The sequence below is a fragment of the Mesorhizobium sp. M0030 genome (genome assembly GCF_040323695.1).
Classification (GTDB): domain Bacteria; phylum Pseudomonadota; class Alphaproteobacteria; order Rhizobiales; family Rhizobiaceae; genus Mesorhizobium.
This window is the reverse complement of the sequence record NZ_JAMYVE010000006.1, coordinates 234,988-251,981: the sequence shown is the minus strand read 5'-3', so window position 1 is coordinate 251,981 and position 16,994 is coordinate 234,988. Positions and strand designations below refer to the sequence as shown.

Genomic DNA, 16,994 nt, shown 5'->3' with positions numbered 1-16,994 from the left:
ATGTGTTTGCAACCTGCAATGCCGCGCGGCGCACCTTTCCGGGGCGTTGGCGATCAGGCAGAACCCGACGGAAATGACGCGCCGGCCAGATTGCGCGCGTAGGCGGCGGCCTCATGCGGGTTGATGTCGGCGGCCCGGATCAGATTGTCGAAATGCTGGGTCAGCGCCTGTACCGGCTGGGTGGCATTCAGCACGACATACATGTCGCCGACATAGATGGCGGCGCGGTAGGGACCGAAGATTGTCAGCGGGATCGAATAGCGCATGCGGCCGTCATAGAGGAACAGGCGGAAGGTGGGGTAGAGATCGTCAAGCAGCGTCGCCATATGGGCAAGCTGCTGCCGGCGGTCAGCCTCGGGAAAGCGGTCCCAGACGCCCAGGCCGCGGGCAAAGATCTCAAGCGTATGGCGCGGCATGCAGACCTCCATGTCGGTCTCAGGGCGCCGGTTGTACTCGATGCGGTACTGCGTCTCGCTCGCCTGCGCCAGACGGCTGCGGTTGGTGATGTTGGCTTCGTAGTCGACCAGCTGGCGTGTGCGCAGGAGGTCGGGAATGCCGGCCGGCACATAGCGGATCTTGGTGCCTGCGGCTTCCGCGAACCATTTGGCGAGCAGCGTGCGGTCGAAGCCGTCGGGCGCCTCTTCGATCTCCAGGCTTTCGCGGATTTCGCCGGTGACGCCTTCGTCCTGGGAGAGGCCGAGCAGCCAGTCGAGCGAGATCTTGAATTCGGCGGCGATGTTGAGCAGCGTTTCGGCGCGTGGCAGGCGCGTCGAGGCGCCGGACATCAGTTGCGAAAGCGCCGACCGGTCGATGCCGACTGCTGACGCGAAAGCCGACTGGTTGAGATCGGACCGTGTCAGGAGCAGCTTCAGGCGCTCCCGGAAGATTGCCGAAAGGTCCCGTTTGTCCACTGTTCGTTCTCCGCACTCTCTTAGGAAAAATTTGCGCCCGAGCCGTCGAATCAGCACTTCGTGCGTAAATGAATCCGTAGGGTTGTTTACAATGTATAACATCTGCGGTCAAAAATGCGCAATCGCAACATTTTGTACACTTTGTCTCATTGAGCGGAATCGCTTCTCCTGACACTATGCTGTCAGTAACCAATTCCGGCGACTGAGGGACAGTGGTCGATAGCATGACAGGCAAGCGCATCAAGCGACGCGACGCAGCGGCCATCGAGTGGCCGACCGTGGTCCTCGCTTTCTTCTGTTACGGAATGTGGCTCGCTGCCGGGCTCCTGCTCTGGCCCTCTTATCCGATCCCGGCACTTCTTCTCCTCGGCTTCATCCTGGCCTTGCAGTCGTCGATCATGCACGAAGTGCTGCATGGCCATCCGACGCGCAGCGCACCCGTCAACGAAGCCTTCGTCTTCCTGCCGATCGGCCTGGTCTGGCCGTTCCGTCGCTTTAAGACGCTTCATTTGCGCCACCACGCCGACGAGCGCCTGACTGATCCGCTCGACGATCCCGAGAGCTATTACCAAGCGCTGTGGATGCATGACGGTCTGCCGCCGACGATGAAATTCCTGCTCAAGATCAACAACACCATGGCCGGCCGTTTCTTCCTCGGCCCCTGGCTGTCCTGCATTGGTTTCTTCGTCGACGACGCCAGGCATGTGATTGCCGGCGACAAGGCGATCGGCAAGGCATGGCTGCTGCATGCGATCGGCCTCGCCATCGTGGTGCCGATCGTGCAGTTCGGCTTCGGCATTCCGGTATGGCTCTACATTCTGGTGCCGGTCTGGCTCGGCCAGTCGCTGATCGCGGTCCGGACTTTCGCCGAACATCAGTGGTCCGAGCACCCTGAAGGACGCACGGTGATCATCGAGCGCTCGCCGCTGTCGTTCCTGTTCCTCAACAACAATCTGCACTTCGTTCACCACAAGACCCCGACCGTTGCCTGGTACAGGCTTCCAAAACTGTTTGCCGACCGCCGCGACGAGTGGCTGCGGATGAACAATGGCTACGCCTATCCGAACTATTTCGCTCTGATCAAAGCCTACGCATTCAAGGCCAAGGAGCCGATCGTGCACCCGGTGCTGCGCCGCCAGCCCGAGCCGGGCAGGGCGTTCAAGCCGCGCATCAGGGCGCGCAGCATCAGCGGGCTTGGCAGCGCGCCGGTTCCGGCCGAGCCGCCGAAGGAATAATCCCCGGACTTCCCGAACCCGTGTCGGCCAATTCTGATTGGACGCCGCGTTTTTGCGATCCGTTCCCGAGCCATGATGATTGAGTGTCGGCATGAGTGATTTGGTTGCGGCATTGCCGATGTATGACTGGCCCGAAGTGCGCGGCGAGGTCGACGCGCAATGGGCAGCGTTGCGCGATGCTTTTCGGCACAAGGGCGTCGATGGGCCGCAGACAATCGTGCGCCGCAATGGCGACCTGCCGCCGGTGCCGGGCGGTATCCACGACGCCGAGGGCAGACTGATCGCGCCCGATCCGGCGACACTGCCGCCGGACGAACTCGACCATCACCAGCTTTGGCTGCATCCGGCGCTGCTGTTCGCGCAGACCTGCTGGGGGCCGATGGAACTCGGCCTGAGCAAGCATGTGCAGGTGGTCGGCCAGCCGAGCTACGACGCTTACGAGGGCGGCGAAGGCGAACTCTATTCGAGCGCGCTGGTGATGGGGACGGGCGAGGGACCGGAGGTTCGCTCGCCCGCGGATGGCAAAGCCTCGCTGCCGCTCGATCTGATGCGCGGCAAGCGTTTTACCTACAACAGCCTCGATTCGATGTCGGGCATCATTGCACTGGCGCGCGATCTGCAGGCCGCCGGCGAAAGCCTGGATATCTTTTCCTCGCGCAGCGAAAGCGGTGGCCATCGCGGCTCGATCGTCGCGGTCGCCGAGGGCAAGGCGGATATAGCTGCCATCGACTGCGAAAGCTGGGCGCTGGCGCAGCGTTTCGAACCTGCGGCAAACGCCGTGAAGGTCGTCGGCTGGACGGCAAGGCGCAAAGGCCTGCCCTACATCACCGCCAGGACGACGCCGGAAAAGACGCTCAAGGCTCTGCGCGAGGCGCTTGCCGGATCAGCCGAGCAGCCTCGCATCCAGCTTGTAGGTTGAAAGCTGCTCGTTACCGGTCGCGGTGATCAGGATCTGTTCCTCGATCTTGACGCCCTCATGTCCGCCGAGACGGCCGATATAGCTTTCCACACACAGCACCATTCCCGGCTCCAGCGCGCCGTCGGGCGTGTCCGGCGTCCAGTCGCTTGCATGCGGCAGGGTCGGGTACTCGTCGGCCAGGCCGACGCCGTGATAGAGCACGCCGTAGCGTGTCGGGAAGCAATCTCCCGGCGGCACCACGGAGCGTTCGACCAGGTCGCGAAAGGATATGCCGGGCTGCATCAATTGCGTGTTGTGGGCGATCTGGTCGGCGGCGATGCGGAACAGGTCGCGCTGCTCGTTCGACGGCCTGGCGTCACCGCAAAGCCAGGTGCGGGAGAGATCGGCGCAGAAGCCGTAGGGACCGATCAGGTCGGTGTCGAAGGCGACGAGGTCGCCTGCTTCGATCACGCGCGATGAGCATTCCTGGAACCACGGATTGGTGCGCGGCCCCGAGGCCAGCAGCCGGGTCTCGATCCATTCGCCGCCGCGCGCAATGTTGCCGCGGTGCAGTTCCGCCCACAATTCGTTTTCGGAAATGCCCGGCGTCAGCGCCTTCTCCATTTCACCCATCGCCGCCTCGCAGGCGACGATGGCGCGGCGCATGGCGAGGATCTCGTCCGGCGATTTGATCAGCCGCGCATTTTCCATCACCGCTTCGCCATTGCCGATCGAAATGCCGAGGCGGGCGAGTTCCTCGACGCCTTCCGGGTTGATGTGGTCGACCGCAATGCGGCTGTTGCCGCCGCCATGCTCCTTGACCAGATCGGCGATGCCGGCCGCCCAGCGGCGGACTTTGTGCTCGGTCAGCTCGCCGCCATAGAGGTACATCCACGACACTGCCGGCCGCACCTCGTCGACGACGCCGGAATGGTCGGACAGATGCTCGCAGGAGAAATAGTCGAACAGCACCACGGGTCCCTCAGTGGCGATGAAGCAGTGGCGGGTCGGATTGTGCGCGACCCACAGCTGCATGTTGGTCGAATCGGTGGCGTAGCGGATGTTGACGGGGTCGTAGAGCAGCGCGCCGGCGTAGTTTCGGCGCTTCAGTTCGGCTCGGATGCGCTCGAGCCGGTATTGGCGCATAGCGGCAACATCGGGCGCGGCGATGCCTGCCGCTTGCCATTCGGTTTCAGCCAGCGCGCCATAGCCCAGCACATGCTGGTTCAGCGACGCCGCTTTTTGGCGCGAGGTTTTGCGCAAGGCTTCGACCGAGCCGGGCTCGAACGGCATGATCTTGCGATGACGACCGAACCCTTGTTTCTCCACCCGACGCCTCCCTGCCGACTTACTGTGGCGCTGCGCCCGCGGCCGCTTTCTTCAGCCGCGTGACCGTCAGCGTGCGGGTCGGCGGCTCGCTGTCGAACAGCATCGGAACGACCAACTGCTGCGGCGAGCCGTCAGCGACATAGCCGGCCTCGCTCAAGGCCCGCAGGATGCCCTCGGGAGGTTCCTTGTCATTGGCCATCACGAGCACCGCCGGCTCGATCAGCAAATGGCTGAAGTCCGGCATCTCGTCGTCGAGCACGACCAGATCGGGATCGACAAGACGCAGATTTCCCACCCAGTGCCAGCTCGATATCGCCGTGCGAACCGGACCGTTTGCCGTCAGCTGGCCATAGAGCGACTGGTAGTCGACACGCACGATGCTGCCGCGGCTGTCGCCGCCATTGAGGTGCGTGTACCAGGTCACCGGCAGCACGAGGATGGCAAGCGTTGCGCCGACAAAGACGACGACGTCCTGCACCTTCCTTCCCTTGTCGCCTCTGGCATCCATCCGCAAGGCCAGCGCGACCGGCAGCAACACAAGGATGGGAAGCATCCAGCGATCGCGAAATTGCGTCGTCCCGCTCGCCAGGACGAGCACGATGGTCATCGCCAGGGCAAAAGCGATGGTGCGCCACACCAGTTTCTCGGTCCATGGCGCCGGTTGCAGCGCGGGCGCTGGCTTTTTCCATGCGATGAGCAAAGCCGCGACGAATATGCCGGCCGGCAACACGGCGAAATACAGGATAGCCTTGCCCAGTCCGCGCATTCCGTAGAATGCGGTTTGTATGGCGCTTTCTCCTCTGCCCATGCCGAAGCCGCCGCTGTGCGACAGCAACTGGTCGGTGTAGGTCAGGTTCCAGTAGAGCGTCGGCAGGCAAAGCAGCACCGCCACGACAAGGCTGATCGAAAACCGGCGGTTGAGGATGACGCCGCGCGTTTCGCGCAGCGACAGGGTGGACAGCATCAGCGCGCCGAGAAAGATCGCGTTGTTGTATTTCGACAGGATGGCGGCGGCCATCGCCACGCCAAACAGCACATAGGTGGCCAGCGAACGCCGCTGCACCAGTTCAACGAGCGCAAGAAACAGCACCACTGAAAAACAGAAAGCGGCGATCGAGTGGGTGAGGGCGTGCTGCATCTCCCACACCATCTGCGGAAACAACAGCAGGCCGAACAATGCGGCGGCGCCAGCGCGGCTGGAATAGCCCAGGCGGCGGACAGCGATGAAAACCGACGCCAGCGCCGCTCCGATCAGCAGGTACTTCACGATCTTGAGCGCCAGGATGTTCGTTCCGACCACGGCGGCGACGAGGCGGGCAAGCCAGGTGTAGAGCGGCGGCTGCGAGCCGCCATAGCCAGCCCAGAGGTAGTGCATGTACATCAGCTGTTCGGAATCGTCGACGCCGACACCGGTTCCTACGACATGGGACAGCAGCGCCATCACCACGATCTGGACGACGCAATAGACCGCGACGCAGACCAGTGCGGCGTTGAAGGGACCGACCTTGCCTTCGCCGAGCCAGTCCGTCCATTTCTCTAGATACTGCAAGGGGATCGTCTTCTCATCGAGGGAAAATGCCTGCGGCCAACTGCCGAAGGCCCCTTACACGATCTCACGCTCCCTGTCGCCTTTTCAGGTCCGCATCTTCTCGCCGCTGGGGTCGAAGGGCGCCTCGACATTGACGCGCGCCGGACGCCGGTGGCCGAGGATCTCGATCTCGAACAGTCCGGCACTTTCGTCCTCGGCGAGTGCCGCCGGCACATAGCCCTGCGCCATCGACTTCTGCACATAGTGCGCATAACCGCCCGAGGTGACCCAGCCGACCACGCGCCAGTCGCCGTCGACGATGCCGCGCACGGCGGAAGCGCCTTCGGCAGCCTTCGAGCCACGCACTTCCTTGCCCGCCATGTCGAAGCGTGGCGCGCCATAGCCATGCGGCTTTTCCACCGTGCCATAGTCCTTGCCGACCTTGGCCCAGATCGGCTCGTCGCCCATGACATCGGCGTCGGCCGCATCGACGATAAAGGAAACGCGGCGCAGTTTCGGCCCTTCCGCCTGTTCCTTGGCGGCGGCCTCGCGACCGATGAAGTCGTTCTTCTCCAGCTTGATGAAGCGGTCCATCGCGCCTTCGAACGGCCCGTAGATCGGGCGCAGCTCGCGGTACCAGGTCGGGAAGTTCTTCTCCAGGCGCATGGAGAGCAAAGCGCGCATGCCGAAATCGACGAGGCCGAACTCCTCGCCGGCGTCCTTGATCGCCTTGTAGACCAGGCGCTCATAGGCCGGCGCCATCCAGATTTCATAGCCGAGATCGCCGGTATAGGTGATGCGGTTGACCATGCAGGGCGCGCCGCCGACCGCCATTTCGCGGAAATCCATGAAGCGGAAAGCTTTCGTCGAGATGTCGACATCGACCAGGTTCTGCAAGAGGTCGCGCGATTTCGGCCCGGCGATCGACAGGCCGACGAGCGTCTGATCGAAGCGGTGGATGCGCACCGAACCATCCTTCGGCAGGTGCTTTTCGAACCAGCGCATGTGGTATTTCTGCGCGGCGGAAGAGCCCCAGATCATAAATCTGTCTTCGCCTGCCTTGGCGATGGTGAAGTCGCCGATCAGCTTGCCGAATTCGTTGATCATTGGCGTCAGCACGATGCGGCCGATCTTCGGCATGCGGTTGGTCATCAGCCGGTTGAGGAAATCCTCAGCCGCAGGTCCCGACACTTCGTATTTGGCGAAGTTGGCGATTTCGGTGACGCCGACGCGTTCGCGCGTGGCGCGCACTTCCTCGCCGATAGGACCGAAATCGTTTGAGCGGTGGAAGGAGACGACGTCCTTCGGCTCCTTGCCCTTCGGCGCGAACCACAGCGGGGTCTCCAGGCCCCAGCTATCGCCCATGACGGCGTTGTTGGCGAGCATCGTGTCATAGAGCGGGGTGGTTTGTGCAGGGCGCGCAGCCGGCAGCTCTTCATTGGGGAAGCGGATGGAGAAGCGGCGCGAATAGTTTTCGCGCACCTTTGCGTTGGTGTAGCGCAGGCCGGCCCACTCGCCGAAGCGGGCGACATCCATGCCCCAGACGTCGAAGCCGGGATCGCCATGCACCATCCAGTTGGACAGCGCGAGGCCGACGCCGCCGCCCTGGCTGAAGCCGGCCATGACGGCGCAGGCGCACCAGAAATTGGTCAGGCCCTGCACCGGCCCGACCAGCGGATTTCCGTCGAGCGCGAAGGTGAAGGGGCCGTTGATGATCTGCTTGATGCCGGCTTTCTCGATGCCGGGGAAATGCTTGAAGCCGATCTCCAGCGACGGCGCGATGCGGTCGAGGTCGGGCGGCAGCAGTTCATGGCCGAAATCCCACGGCGTATTGACCGGCGACCATGGCTTGCAGGCCTTTTCATAGGTGCCGAGCAGGATGCCGTTGCGCTCTTGGCGGGTGTAGATCTCGCCCTTGAAGTCGAGCACGCCGATCATCTCGCGGCCGGTCGATTTGTTGAATTCCTCGACCTCGGGCATCGGCTCGGTGAGCAGGTACATGTGCTCCATGGCCAGCACCGGCAGTTCGACGCCGACCATGCGGCCGATCTCGCGCGCCCACAGGCCGCCGCAGTTGACGACATGCTCGGCGTGGACGGTGCCCTGTTCGGTGACGACGTTCCAGGTGCCGTCAACTTCCTGCGTCAAGTCGACGACGCGGTTGCGCAGCACGATCTCGGCGCCCAGCTTCTTGGCCGCCTTGGAGTAGGCGATCGTCGTGCCGGAGGGATCGAGATGGCCTTCGACCGGATCCCACATGGCGCCGACGAAATTGGTCTCGTCCATCAGCGGGAACATCGCCTTGGCTTCGGAGGGCGTGATCAGCTCGGTGTCCATGCCGAGATAGCGGCCCTTGGCGTGTGCCAGGCGCAGAAAATCCATGCGCTCGGGCGTATCGGCCATCATCACGCCGCCGGTCAGATGCAGCGAGCAGGACTGGCCGGAGATTTCCTCGATCTCCTTGTAGAGCTGCACCGTATAGGCCTGCAGTTTGGCGACGTTGGGATCGCCGTTCAGCGTGTGGAAGCCGCCGGCTGCGTGCCAGGACGAGCCGGAGGTGAGCTCGGACCGTTCGATCAGCATGATGTCGGTCCAGCCGGCCTTGGCCAGGTGATAGAGCACCGAGCAGCCAACGACGCCGCCGCCAATGACAACCGCTTTTACATGAGATTTCATGAGAGATAGGTCCGTTTTTGCGTAAATTGAATCAGGTGTGTCGGTTGGCAGGATGCCGTCAGTTGCTTGCCGATCAAAAATCGGTCGGCGCGCCGCCTTCGGACGTGCGCTTTTCGACGAAGTCGTTGAGCTCTTCGCGGATCGCCGGGTCCATATAGGGTTCCTCGTAGGATGCCAGCCGCTCCTTCCAGACCTTGTTGGCCTTTTCCAGCGCGGTCGGCGATCCGGCTTCGGCCCAGGTCTCGAAATTGCGCCAGTCGGAGAGGATGGGCGAGTAGAAGGCTGTCTTGTAGCGGTCCTGCGTGTGCTGGGTGCCGAAGAAATGGCCGCCCGGGCCGACCGACTGGATGGCGTCGAAGCCGAGCGCTTCGTCGGACAGGTCGAGCGGGGTGAGGAACTCGGCCACCATCTGCAACAGGTCAATGTCCAGCATGGTCTTCTCGTAGGAACAGCGCAGGCCGCCTTCGAGCCAGCCGGCGCCGTGCATCATCAGATTGCCGCCGCCCTGGATGGCGCCCCACAGCGAGAACACACTTTCATAGGCTGCCTGCGCGTCGACGGTGTTGGCGGCGCAGGTATTGGAGGTGCGGTAGGGGATCTTGTAACGGCGGGCAAGCTGGCCGCCGACAAGCTGCGCCTTCATATATTCAGGCGTGCCGAAGGCCGGCGAGCCCGACTTCATGTCGACATTCGAGGTGAAGCCGCCATAGCCAACCGGCGCGCCCTTTCTCACCATCTGGGCAAAGGCGATGCCGGACAGCGCCTCGGCATTTTGCTGCACCAGCGCACCGGCGATGGTCACCGGCGCCATCGCGCCTGACAGGGTGAAGGGCGTGATGACGACGACCTGACCCTTGCTCGACATCTGGATGATGCCTTCCATCATCGGCACATCCAGTTTCAGCGGCGAATTGGTGTTGATGATGGTGAAGACGGACGGCTCTTCGAGCATCTGCTCATGGCTGATGCCGCGGGCGATCCTGGCGATCTCGATGCCGTCGACATTGCGCTCCTTGCCGAGCGAATAGATGTGGAACACCTTGTCGGTCAGCGTGGCGAGGTCGCGGATGCATTCGAGGTGGCGCACGGAAGGATGGATGTCGGTCGGCTCGACCGGATAACCGCCGGTGCAGTTCAGGATGTTGTGCATCTGCGCCAGGCGCAGGAAGTTGCGGTAGTCCTGCTGGTTGCCCGGACGGCGGCCGCGATCGAGGTCGGAGCAGTTCGGTGCCGACGCCATCATCGACAGGATCACATTGTTGCCGCCGAAGCGCACATTGTGCGCCGGGTTGCGGGCATGGAGCGTGAATTCCGACGGGCAGTTGGAGATGAGATCGAGGATCATGTCGCTGTCGAAGCGCACGCGCTCGCTGCCCTCGCGGACATCGGCGCCGTTTTCCTTCATCATGCGGCGCGCTTCGTCATGCAGCACGTCGACGCCTATTTCCCTCAAGACGCGCAGCGAGGCGAGGTGGATCGATTCCAGCTCGTCGTCAGAGACCAGCTTGGTCGGCGTTAGCGGATTTCTCAGTTGCCGAAAAGCCGGCTGTTCGAAGGCGGCCGAGCCGCCGGCGCGCTTGCCCGCACGGCCACCGCGACGGGCCCGGTCGGTTGCCAAAGGCGGTTCGGCTGGATGCAGGGCGGCGGTCATGATGGTCCTCGTACGATGCTGGTAGCGGGCGGCATAATGGACCGGCGGCTGTCCGACCATTGCGGAGGCGGCGACCACTAGGACGAGGGAAGCGACATGCCCGAACGGCAGTCCGATAGTTGACAACCTTGCCGGGGATTAGCGGACAGGACGCGCCCACTGCGGCTCTTGGCGCAAGGGGATTTCAGGCGCGGCCCTTCCTTTCCCTAAATCGAACCGCTAGCTCAGTGGTTTGCCGCTGGATGGGCCGGCAATTCATGTGGAAGGCATCATGGCTGCGACCGGTTCGAGCGATGGCGAAGCGGGGACGCAATGGGCGGCGCTTGCCGGCGTAACTGCCGCCCTCGCGATGTTCGGTGCGGCGCAAGGGCTGAGCTCGCCGCTGTTTACGCTGCTGATGCAGAAGCAAGGCATGTCGCCGGCGCTGATCGGCTTGTCGGCAGCGATGATGCCGCTTGGCCTGATCCTTTCGGCCTCGTTCGTGCCGGCAGCCATTCGGCTGGTCGGCGCGCGCAACCTGGCTGTGGGTTGCTCATTGATTGGGGCGCTGTGCTTCCTCGGCATCGGCTACCTGCAGGACTGGGTGGGCTGGTTCGTCATCCGCTTCATCATCGGTATCGTCATCAACCCGCTCTATATACTGGGCGAAGTATGGGCGCTGTCGCTGGCGCCGCCGTCGCGCCGCGGCAGGGTGATGGGGGCATTCAACACCGTGCTGGGCGCTGGCTATGCTGCGGGGCCTTTGGTCCTGACCGCGGTAGGGATATCGGGCTGGGTTCCTTTCCTGGTCGGCATGGCCGGCTTCATCCTGTGCGCCGCGATCCTTCGTGCTGTTTCCTCAAGCCTCGCCGGCTTCGAGGATGACGGCCAATTGCCCGGCGGCTTTTTCGGTTTCGCCAGGCTGGCGCCGGCGCTGTTGTTTGCCGTGCTGGTTTCGGCGGCGGTCCAGCAGGGCACCTACGCATTGATGCCGGTCTTCGGTGCTGCCTATGGCCTGCCCGAAAGGACGCTGGCGGCCCTGGTGATGGCACTGTCGCTGGGAAACATCTTCCTGCAAATCCCGCTCGGCCTGCTTGCCGAGCGTTTCGGCGGGCGGGCGATGATCATCTTCTGTGCGTTGGCGACAACGGCCTGCGCGGTTTTGCTGCCGTTGTTGATCACGACGCCGGCGATCTGGCTCGTCCTTCTCGTCATGGGAGCGGTCGGCTATGGCGTCTACACCATGGCGCTGGTGGAGCTCGGCAGCCGCTTCAAGGGAACCGTGCTGGTCGCCGGTAACGCCGCCTTTGCCTTGATGTGGGGCGCCGGCGGCATTGTCGGCCCGCCCGGCGCCGGTGCGCTGATGCAGGTCATCGGTCCGCTCGGCCTGCCGGTGGTGATCGCCGGACTCGACGCGCTGCTGGTGAGCTTCGCGCTTTACCGATCGTTCAAGCGCCAAACTCCTGACAGGCCCAAAAACTCCTGACAGGCCCAAACTCATGACAGGCCTTGTCTGGAGCAAACGGTTTTTACCGGGGCGGGGCTTACCCGCGTCGGACAGAAAAGCTAGTCCTGAGCCTGGTTTAGGTGCCAATGATGAACCTGGCGGAAGCTGACAACGAGAAGATGCAGTGGGCGGCGATCAGCGGCGTGATCGCGACCGTCTCGGTGTTCGCCATCGCGCAAGGCCTGTCCTATCCGCTGCTGAGCTTCATCCTGCAACGCCAAGGCGTTTCGCCGGCCATCATCGGGCTCTCGGCGGCAATGACGCCGATCGGCTTCATTGTCTCGTCGCCGCTGATCCCGGCACTGGCGCGCCGGTTCGGGGCAGGGCGCACCGCGCTTACCTGCGCGGCGCTTTCGGCTATTGTGCTTGCGCTGATCGGCTGGACCCAGAATGTCTATCTGTGGTTTCCGCTGCGCTTCTTGATCGGGGTGGTGACCAACCCGCTCTATGTCTTGAGCGAAATCTGGGTCATTGCACTGGCGCCGCCATCGCGCCGCGGTCGCGTCATGGGTGTCTATTCAACCATCATCTCGGCCGGCTTCGCTGCCGGGCCGCTCTGCCTGCTCGTTGTCGGCACCGTGGGATGGCCGCCATTCCTGGTGGGGATCGCCGCCTTCATCTTCTGCGGCGCCTGCCTGGCGCTGGTGCTGCCGCAACTGCCGAAGGTCGACGAAGCCGGGCGCAGGGTTTCGGTCATGGGCTTCATGCCACTGGCATGGCTATTGCTGTCGGCGGTGGTCGTTGCCGCCGGTTTCGAACAGGGCGTGCTGGCGCTGCTGCCGGTCTACGGCACGCACTATGGCATCGCGGAAGCGCGCATGTCGGCGCTGCTGTCGGTGATGATCGCAGGCAACATCGCCATGCAGGTGCCGCTCGGCTTGCTGGCGGAACGGCTGACGGCGCGTCTGGTGCGATTCATCTGCGTCGTGGTGACGGTGCTGGGCTGCGCCCTGTTGCCGCTGCTCATCGAGACGCCGCTGATCTGGCCTTGCGTCTTTATCTGGGGCGCGGTCTCCTATGGCATCTACACCATGTCGATCATCGAGCTCGGCGAGCGCTTTACCGGCTCGGCGCTGGTCGCCGGCAATGCCGCCTTCTCCCTGATGTGGGGCATCGGCGGCATCGTGGTGCCGCCGCTGGCGGGTGGCGTCATGGATGTGATCGGCGCCTCCGGTCTGCCGATCACGCTGGGCGCGATTTGTCTGGCACTGGCTGTGGCCACGGTCCTGCGCCGGCGGATGGTTTGAGGCCGCATTCCCCCGATGACCTGACGTACCATCTTGAATAAAACCGCTTGCAACGCGATGTAGGCAGGGCTGCCCGCCACTAGCCTGGAGACCATGCGTGACCCAATCGACGACAAAACGCCAGACGGATGCCACCGCGGAGGACAAGTTCCTCTGGCTGGAGGACCGGACCAGCAAGGAATCGCTCGACTGGGTGCATCGCCAGAACCAGATCACCGTGGCCGAACTACAGGGCGATCCGTCCTACCAGGCGGCCTTCGAGACGGCGCTCGACCTGATGACGGCCGAGGACAACATTGCGGTCGGTGCCGCGCTCAACGGCCAAGTCTATAATTTCTGGCAGGACAAGACCAATGTGCTCGGCCTCTGGCGCCGCACGACGGTTGCTTCCTACAAGACCGAGAAGCCTGTGTGGGAGACGATCATCGACTTCGACGTGCTGTCGGCCAAGGAGGGGGTGAAGTGGGTGTTCAGCGGCGCCAGCCGCCTTTACCCCGATTTCAACCTTTGCCTGGTGGCGATGTCGCCGGATGGCGGCGATGCGAGCGAGATGCGCGAATTCGACATCGAGACCAAATCATTCATCGAGGGCGGCTTCCGCGCTCCCGCCTCGAAATCCGGCTTTTCCTGGCTGGACAGGGACACGGTCATTGTCTCGGCTGCCTTCGATGAAGACGACAAGACCCAGTCCGGTTATCCGCGCGTCGTCAAGCTGTGGAAGCGCGGCACCCGGTTGGAGGAGGCGACGCCGATCTTCGAGGCCGAGAAGCAGGATCTCGCGGCCGGCGCGGGGGTCGAGCATGATGGCGACAGGCAGTATTTGTTTCTGGCCCGCACGATCGCCTTCTTCTCCTCGCACAGTTTTCTGCGCCTGCCGTCGGGCGAAAACCGGCGCATCCCGCTGCCGGACGATGTCACCGACACCGCGCTGTTCAAGGGCCGGTTCGTGTTCGGGGTGCGCAGCCCATGGACGGCGCCGGGCGGCACTGAGTGCTTGCCGGACGGCCTCTATTCCTTCGATTTCGAACACTGGATGGACACCGGCGACCTGGGCCCTGTTGAAACCATGCTCGCGCCAGCGCACCGTGTTTCGGTCGCCGGCATTGCCCGCACTCAGGACCGGCTGTTCATCAATCTGATGGACAATGTGCGCGGCAAGGTCGTTGTCGCCGAGCGCAGCGGCGACCGCTGGTCGCTGAAGCCGGTGGCGCTGCCCGAGAACGGCAATGTCGGCATCGCGCATGCCGAGCATTTCGGTTCCAGCGTCTCCTTCTCCTTCACCGATTTCCTGACGCCGAGTTCGATCATCTGGTCGGACGATGACGGGGTGACGCTGGCCACCGTGAAATCGCAGCCGGCGCGGTTCGACGCCGCGCCGCTGGTCTCGGAACAGTTCGAGGCGCGCTCGAAGGACGGCACCATGATCCCGTATTTCGTCGTCAGGCGGCGCGACCAGAAGGGTCCGGTACCGACGCTTCTCTATGGTTATGGCGGCTTCGAAATACCGCTGCTGCCCGGCTATGCCGGCGTGCGCGGCAGGCTGTGGCTGGAGAAGGGCAATGCCTATGTGCAGGCCTGCATTCGCGGCGGCGGCGAGTTTGGGCCGGCCTGGCATCAGGCGGCGCTGAAGGGCAATCGCCAGACTGCCTTCGACGATTTCGCCGCGGTGGCGCAGGACGTCGTCAGGCGCGGCATAGCCACGGCTGCTTCCCTCGGCATCCAGGGCGGCTCGAATGGCGGCCTGCTTACCGGCGTTTCCCTGACGCAGCATCCCGAACTGTTCGGCGCCGTCATCATCGAGGTGCCGCTGCTCGACATGCTGCGCTACACCGAACTGCCGCCAGGCGCCTCGTGGATCGGCGAATATGGCGATCCGGCAAAACCGGAAGAAGCCAAGTGGCTCGCCGCCTATTCGCCGTACCATCATGTCTCGGCCGATGCCGTCTATCCCCCGGTGCTGCTCACGACATCGACCGCCGACGACCGCGTCCATCCCGGCCACGCCCGCAAGATGGCGGCGAAGCTGCAGGAAGCAGGTCACGGCAAGACGTTGTTCTTCGAGGAGACGGAAGGCGGCCATGGCGGTCGCGGCGACCGCCGGCCGCAAGCGGCGCAAACCGCCATGAAATACGTGTTCCTGCAAAGGGTATTGAGCGGCACCGCTTGAATTCCGGGCCTCGGGCGGCATAGACTGCCGCCATGGTCTACATGAGCACATCCGGCGCCTTCGGGGTCGCGGTGACACCGTCGCCGCGCACGCTGCGCGCCGAACTGCTCAGGCTGTGCGCCCGCATCGGCTATTCGCCGCCCGCCGTCCTCTGACGAAGTCGCCCCGGCAGCTTGCCGGTTTGATTCCAGAGGAAAGAGCAAACCCATGACTTACCAGAATTATTCGCTGAAGCAGCTTCAGCAGATTGACGCCGCGCATCATCTGCATCCCTTCACCGACCACAAGGAATTGCGCGAGACCGGCTCGCGCATCATCACCCACGCCAACGGCCCGTTCATCTACGATGCCGACGGCACCGAAATACTCGACGGCATGGCCGGGCTGTGGTGCGTCAATGTCGGCTATGGCCGCGACGAGCTGGCCGACGCCGCTTACGCGCAGATGAAGGAATTGCCCTACTATAATTCCTTCTTCAAATGCTCGACGCCGACGCCCGTGCTGCTGTCGAAGAAGCTGGCCGAGCTGGCGCCCAAGGGCATCGCCCAGGTGTTTTACGGCTCCTCCGGCTCGGAGGCCAACGACACGGCGCTGCGGCTCGTGCGCCACTATTGGGTGCTGGAAGGCAAACCGGAGAAGAACCGCATCATCTCGCGCAAGTCGGCCTATCACGGCTCGACCGTCGCCGGCACGTCGCTCGGCGGCATGGATTCGATGCACAAGCAGCTCGGCGGGGCGGTTCCCAACATCGTCCATGTGATGATGCCCTATGCCTATGAGTTGGCGCTGCCTGGCGAAAGCGACCATGATTTCGGCCTGCGCGCGGCCAAGGCGGTCGAGGATGCCATTCTGGAGGCCGGCGCCGACAAGGTGGCTGCCTTCATCGGCGAGCCGGTGATGGGAGCGGGCGGGGTGAAAATACCGCCGATGAGCTATTGGCCGGAAGTGCAGCGCATCTGCCGCAAATACGATGTGCTTTTGATGCTGGACGAGGTCATCACCGGCTATGGCCGCACCGGCGAATGGTTTGCGGCGCAGACCTTCGGCATCGAGCCCGACACCATCACCACGGCCAAGGCACTGACCTCGGGCTATCAGCCGCTGTCGGCGCTGCTGGTCGGCGACCGTATCGCGGCGACGCTGGTCGAAAAGGGCGGCGAATTCTACCACGGCTATACCTATTCGGGTCACCCGGTGGCCTGCGCGGTGGCGCTGAAGAATCTCGAGATCATGGAGCGAGAAGGCCTGGTCGACAGGGTCAGGAACGACACTGGACCTTACTTCGCCCAGGCGCTGCAGGAGCGCATTGCCGGCCACGAACTGGTCGGCGAGGTGCGATCGATCGGGCTGATGGGCGCGGTCGAGATCGTCAAGGACAAGGCGACCAAGGAGCGCTTCCTGCCGGCGGGCAGTGCCGCCGTCACCGTCCGCGACCACGCCATCGCGCAAGGCCTGATGCTGCGCGCCACCGGCGACACGATGATCCTGTCGCCGCCGCTGATCTGGACCCGCGCGACGATCGACATGGCTTGCGATCGCATCGCCAAAGCGCTGGATCTGGCGCAAGCGGATTTGCGCAAGAAGTAGATGGACGACAGCCGGACGCCTTGCAATCAGGGCGCCCGGACTGTGCGCCTGCTTATCGTCAGGGTCGAAGGGGTCAGCGCACCGATCGTGCTGGTCAATGAAGACCATCAGGCAATTCCGAACGCTGCAATCGGAATATAATTCAGATCGAACAGTATAGGACTGCAAAACGCAAAAACCGCGCTCCATCGGAACGCGGCTTTGCCAGATACGCATGGCATTTCGCCAACAATAGACTTGCGAAACTTACGGGCTCCGGTACGCGAGACCTGATCCGGA

12 protein-coding genes are annotated in these 16,994 nt (G+C 63.5%); 7 read left to right on the top strand and 5 right to left on the bottom strand.

All coding sequences use genetic code 11. The annotated features are described in order from the left end of the window. Positions 1-53: 53 nt before the first annotated feature. Positions 54-911, bottom strand: coding sequence for a helix-turn-helix domain-containing protein (locus NKJ80_RS15270; RefSeq protein ID WP_023681768.1), 858 nt, complete (start codon positions 909-911; stop codon positions 54-56). Between the two features lie 224 nt (positions 912-1,135). Here NKJ80_RS15270 and NKJ80_RS15265 point away from each other — a divergent pair, with 224 nt between their 5' ends. After that, positions 1,136-2,146 carry a fatty acid desaturase gene (locus NKJ80_RS15265; protein WP_352497846.1) on the top strand — a complete coding sequence of 337 codons (1,011 nt, stop codon included), beginning with the start codon at positions 1,136-1,138 and terminating at the stop codon, positions 2,144-2,146. Between the two features lie 91 nt (positions 2,147-2,237). Beyond that, positions 2,238-3,065 (top strand): phosphate/phosphite/phosphonate ABC transporter substrate-binding protein, encoded by an 828-nt coding sequence (locus NKJ80_RS15260; protein WP_352497845.1) that lies wholly within the window; start codon positions 2,238-2,240, stop codon positions 3,063-3,065. On the opposite strand, the gene NKJ80_RS15255 is transcribed toward NKJ80_RS15260, so the two are convergent. From NKJ80_RS15255 to NKJ80_RS15240, 4 genes are all read right to left on the bottom strand, one after another. Then, the gene (locus tag NKJ80_RS15255; protein WP_352497874.1) at positions 3,030-4,337 is read right to left on the bottom strand and encodes a M24 family metallopeptidase; all 1,308 of its coding nucleotides are present in this window, start codon (positions 4,335-4,337) and stop codon (positions 3,030-3,032) included. The two genes, NKJ80_RS15260 and NKJ80_RS15255, sit on opposite strands and share 36 nt — an antisense overlap. A 55-nt stretch (positions 4,338-4,392) precedes the next feature. Next, positions 4,393-5,922, bottom strand: a complete 1,530-nt coding sequence (locus NKJ80_RS15250) for an ArnT family glycosyltransferase (protein ID WP_352497844.1) — start codon at positions 5,920-5,922, stop codon at positions 4,393-4,395. A gap of 84 nt (positions 5,923-6,006) precedes the next feature. Continuing rightward, complete coding sequence (locus NKJ80_RS15245) at positions 6,007-8,577, bottom strand: GcvT family protein (protein WP_023741572.1); 2,571 nt, start codon at positions 8,575-8,577, stop codon at positions 6,007-6,009. Between the two features lie 73 nt (positions 8,578-8,650). Beyond that, on the bottom strand, positions 8,651-10,228 hold the full coding sequence (locus tag NKJ80_RS15240) for a trimethylamine methyltransferase family protein (protein ID WP_352497843.1): 1,578 nt from the start codon (positions 10,226-10,228) through the stop codon (positions 8,651-8,653). 271 nt (positions 10,229-10,499) lie between these two features. On the opposite strand from NKJ80_RS15240, the gene NKJ80_RS15235 reads away from it, so the two are divergent. From NKJ80_RS15235 to NKJ80_RS15215, 5 genes are all read left to right on the top strand, one after another. Beyond that, positions 10,500-11,693: an MFS transporter gene (locus NKJ80_RS15235; RefSeq protein ID WP_023688132.1), complete on the top strand. Its 1,194-nt coding sequence runs from the start codon at positions 10,500-10,502 to the stop codon at positions 11,691-11,693. 110 nt (positions 11,694-11,803) lie between these two features. Next, entirely contained in the window at positions 11,804-12,961 is a 1,158-nt protein-coding gene (locus NKJ80_RS15230; RefSeq protein ID WP_023730703.1) for an MFS transporter, read from the top strand. A gap of 97 nt (positions 12,962-13,058) precedes the next feature. Then, complete coding sequence (locus NKJ80_RS15225) at positions 13,059-15,128, top strand: prolyl oligopeptidase family serine peptidase (RefSeq protein ID WP_023823065.1); 2,070 nt, start codon at positions 13,059-13,061, stop codon at positions 15,126-15,128. A 32-nt stretch (positions 15,129-15,160) separates the two neighbouring features. Then, positions 15,161-15,283 carry a hypothetical protein gene (locus NKJ80_RS15220; protein ID WP_023670422.1) on the top strand — a complete coding sequence of 41 codons (123 nt, stop codon included), beginning with the start codon at positions 15,161-15,163 and terminating at the stop codon, positions 15,281-15,283. Positions 15,284-15,335: 52 nt separating this feature from the next. Then, positions 15,336-16,715 (top strand): aspartate aminotransferase family protein, encoded by a 1,380-nt coding sequence (locus NKJ80_RS15215; protein ID WP_023688135.1) that lies wholly within the window; start codon positions 15,336-15,338, stop codon positions 16,713-16,715. Positions 16,716-16,994 lie beyond the last annotated feature (279 nt).

Excerpts from the sequence above, each read along its gene's own strand:
- NKJ80_RS15215 (WP_023688135.1), top strand. The coding sequence starts at position 15,336 with ATGACTTACCAGAATTATTCGCTGAAGCAGCTTCAGCAGATTGACGCC.
- NKJ80_RS15260 (WP_352497845.1), top strand. The coding sequence starts at position 2,238 with ATGAGTGATTTGGTTGCGGCATTGCCGATGTATGACTGGCCCGAAGTG.
- NKJ80_RS15235 (WP_023688132.1), top strand. The coding sequence starts at position 10,500 with ATGGCTGCGACCGGTTCGAGCGATGGCGAAGCGGGGACGCAATGGGCG.
- NKJ80_RS15265 (WP_352497846.1), top strand. The coding sequence starts at position 1,136 with ATGACAGGCAAGCGCATCAAGCGACGCGACGCAGCGGCCATCGAGTGG.
- NKJ80_RS15245 (WP_023741572.1), bottom strand. The coding sequence starts at position 8,577 with ATGAAATCTCATGTAAAAGCGGTTGTCATTGGCGGCGGCGTCGTTGGC.
- NKJ80_RS15230 (WP_023730703.1), top strand. The coding sequence starts at position 11,804 with ATGAACCTGGCGGAAGCTGACAACGAGAAGATGCAGTGGGCGGCGATC.
- NKJ80_RS15255 (WP_352497874.1), bottom strand. The coding sequence starts at position 4,337 with ATGCCGTTCGAGCCCGGCTCGGTCGAAGCCTTGCGCAAAACCTCGCGC.
- NKJ80_RS15240 (WP_352497843.1), bottom strand. The coding sequence starts at position 10,228 with ATGACCGCCGCCCTGCATCCAGCCGAACCGCCTTTGGCAACCGACCGG.
- NKJ80_RS15220 (WP_023670422.1), top strand. The coding sequence starts at position 15,161 with ATGGTCTACATGAGCACATCCGGCGCCTTCGGGGTCGCGGTGACACCG.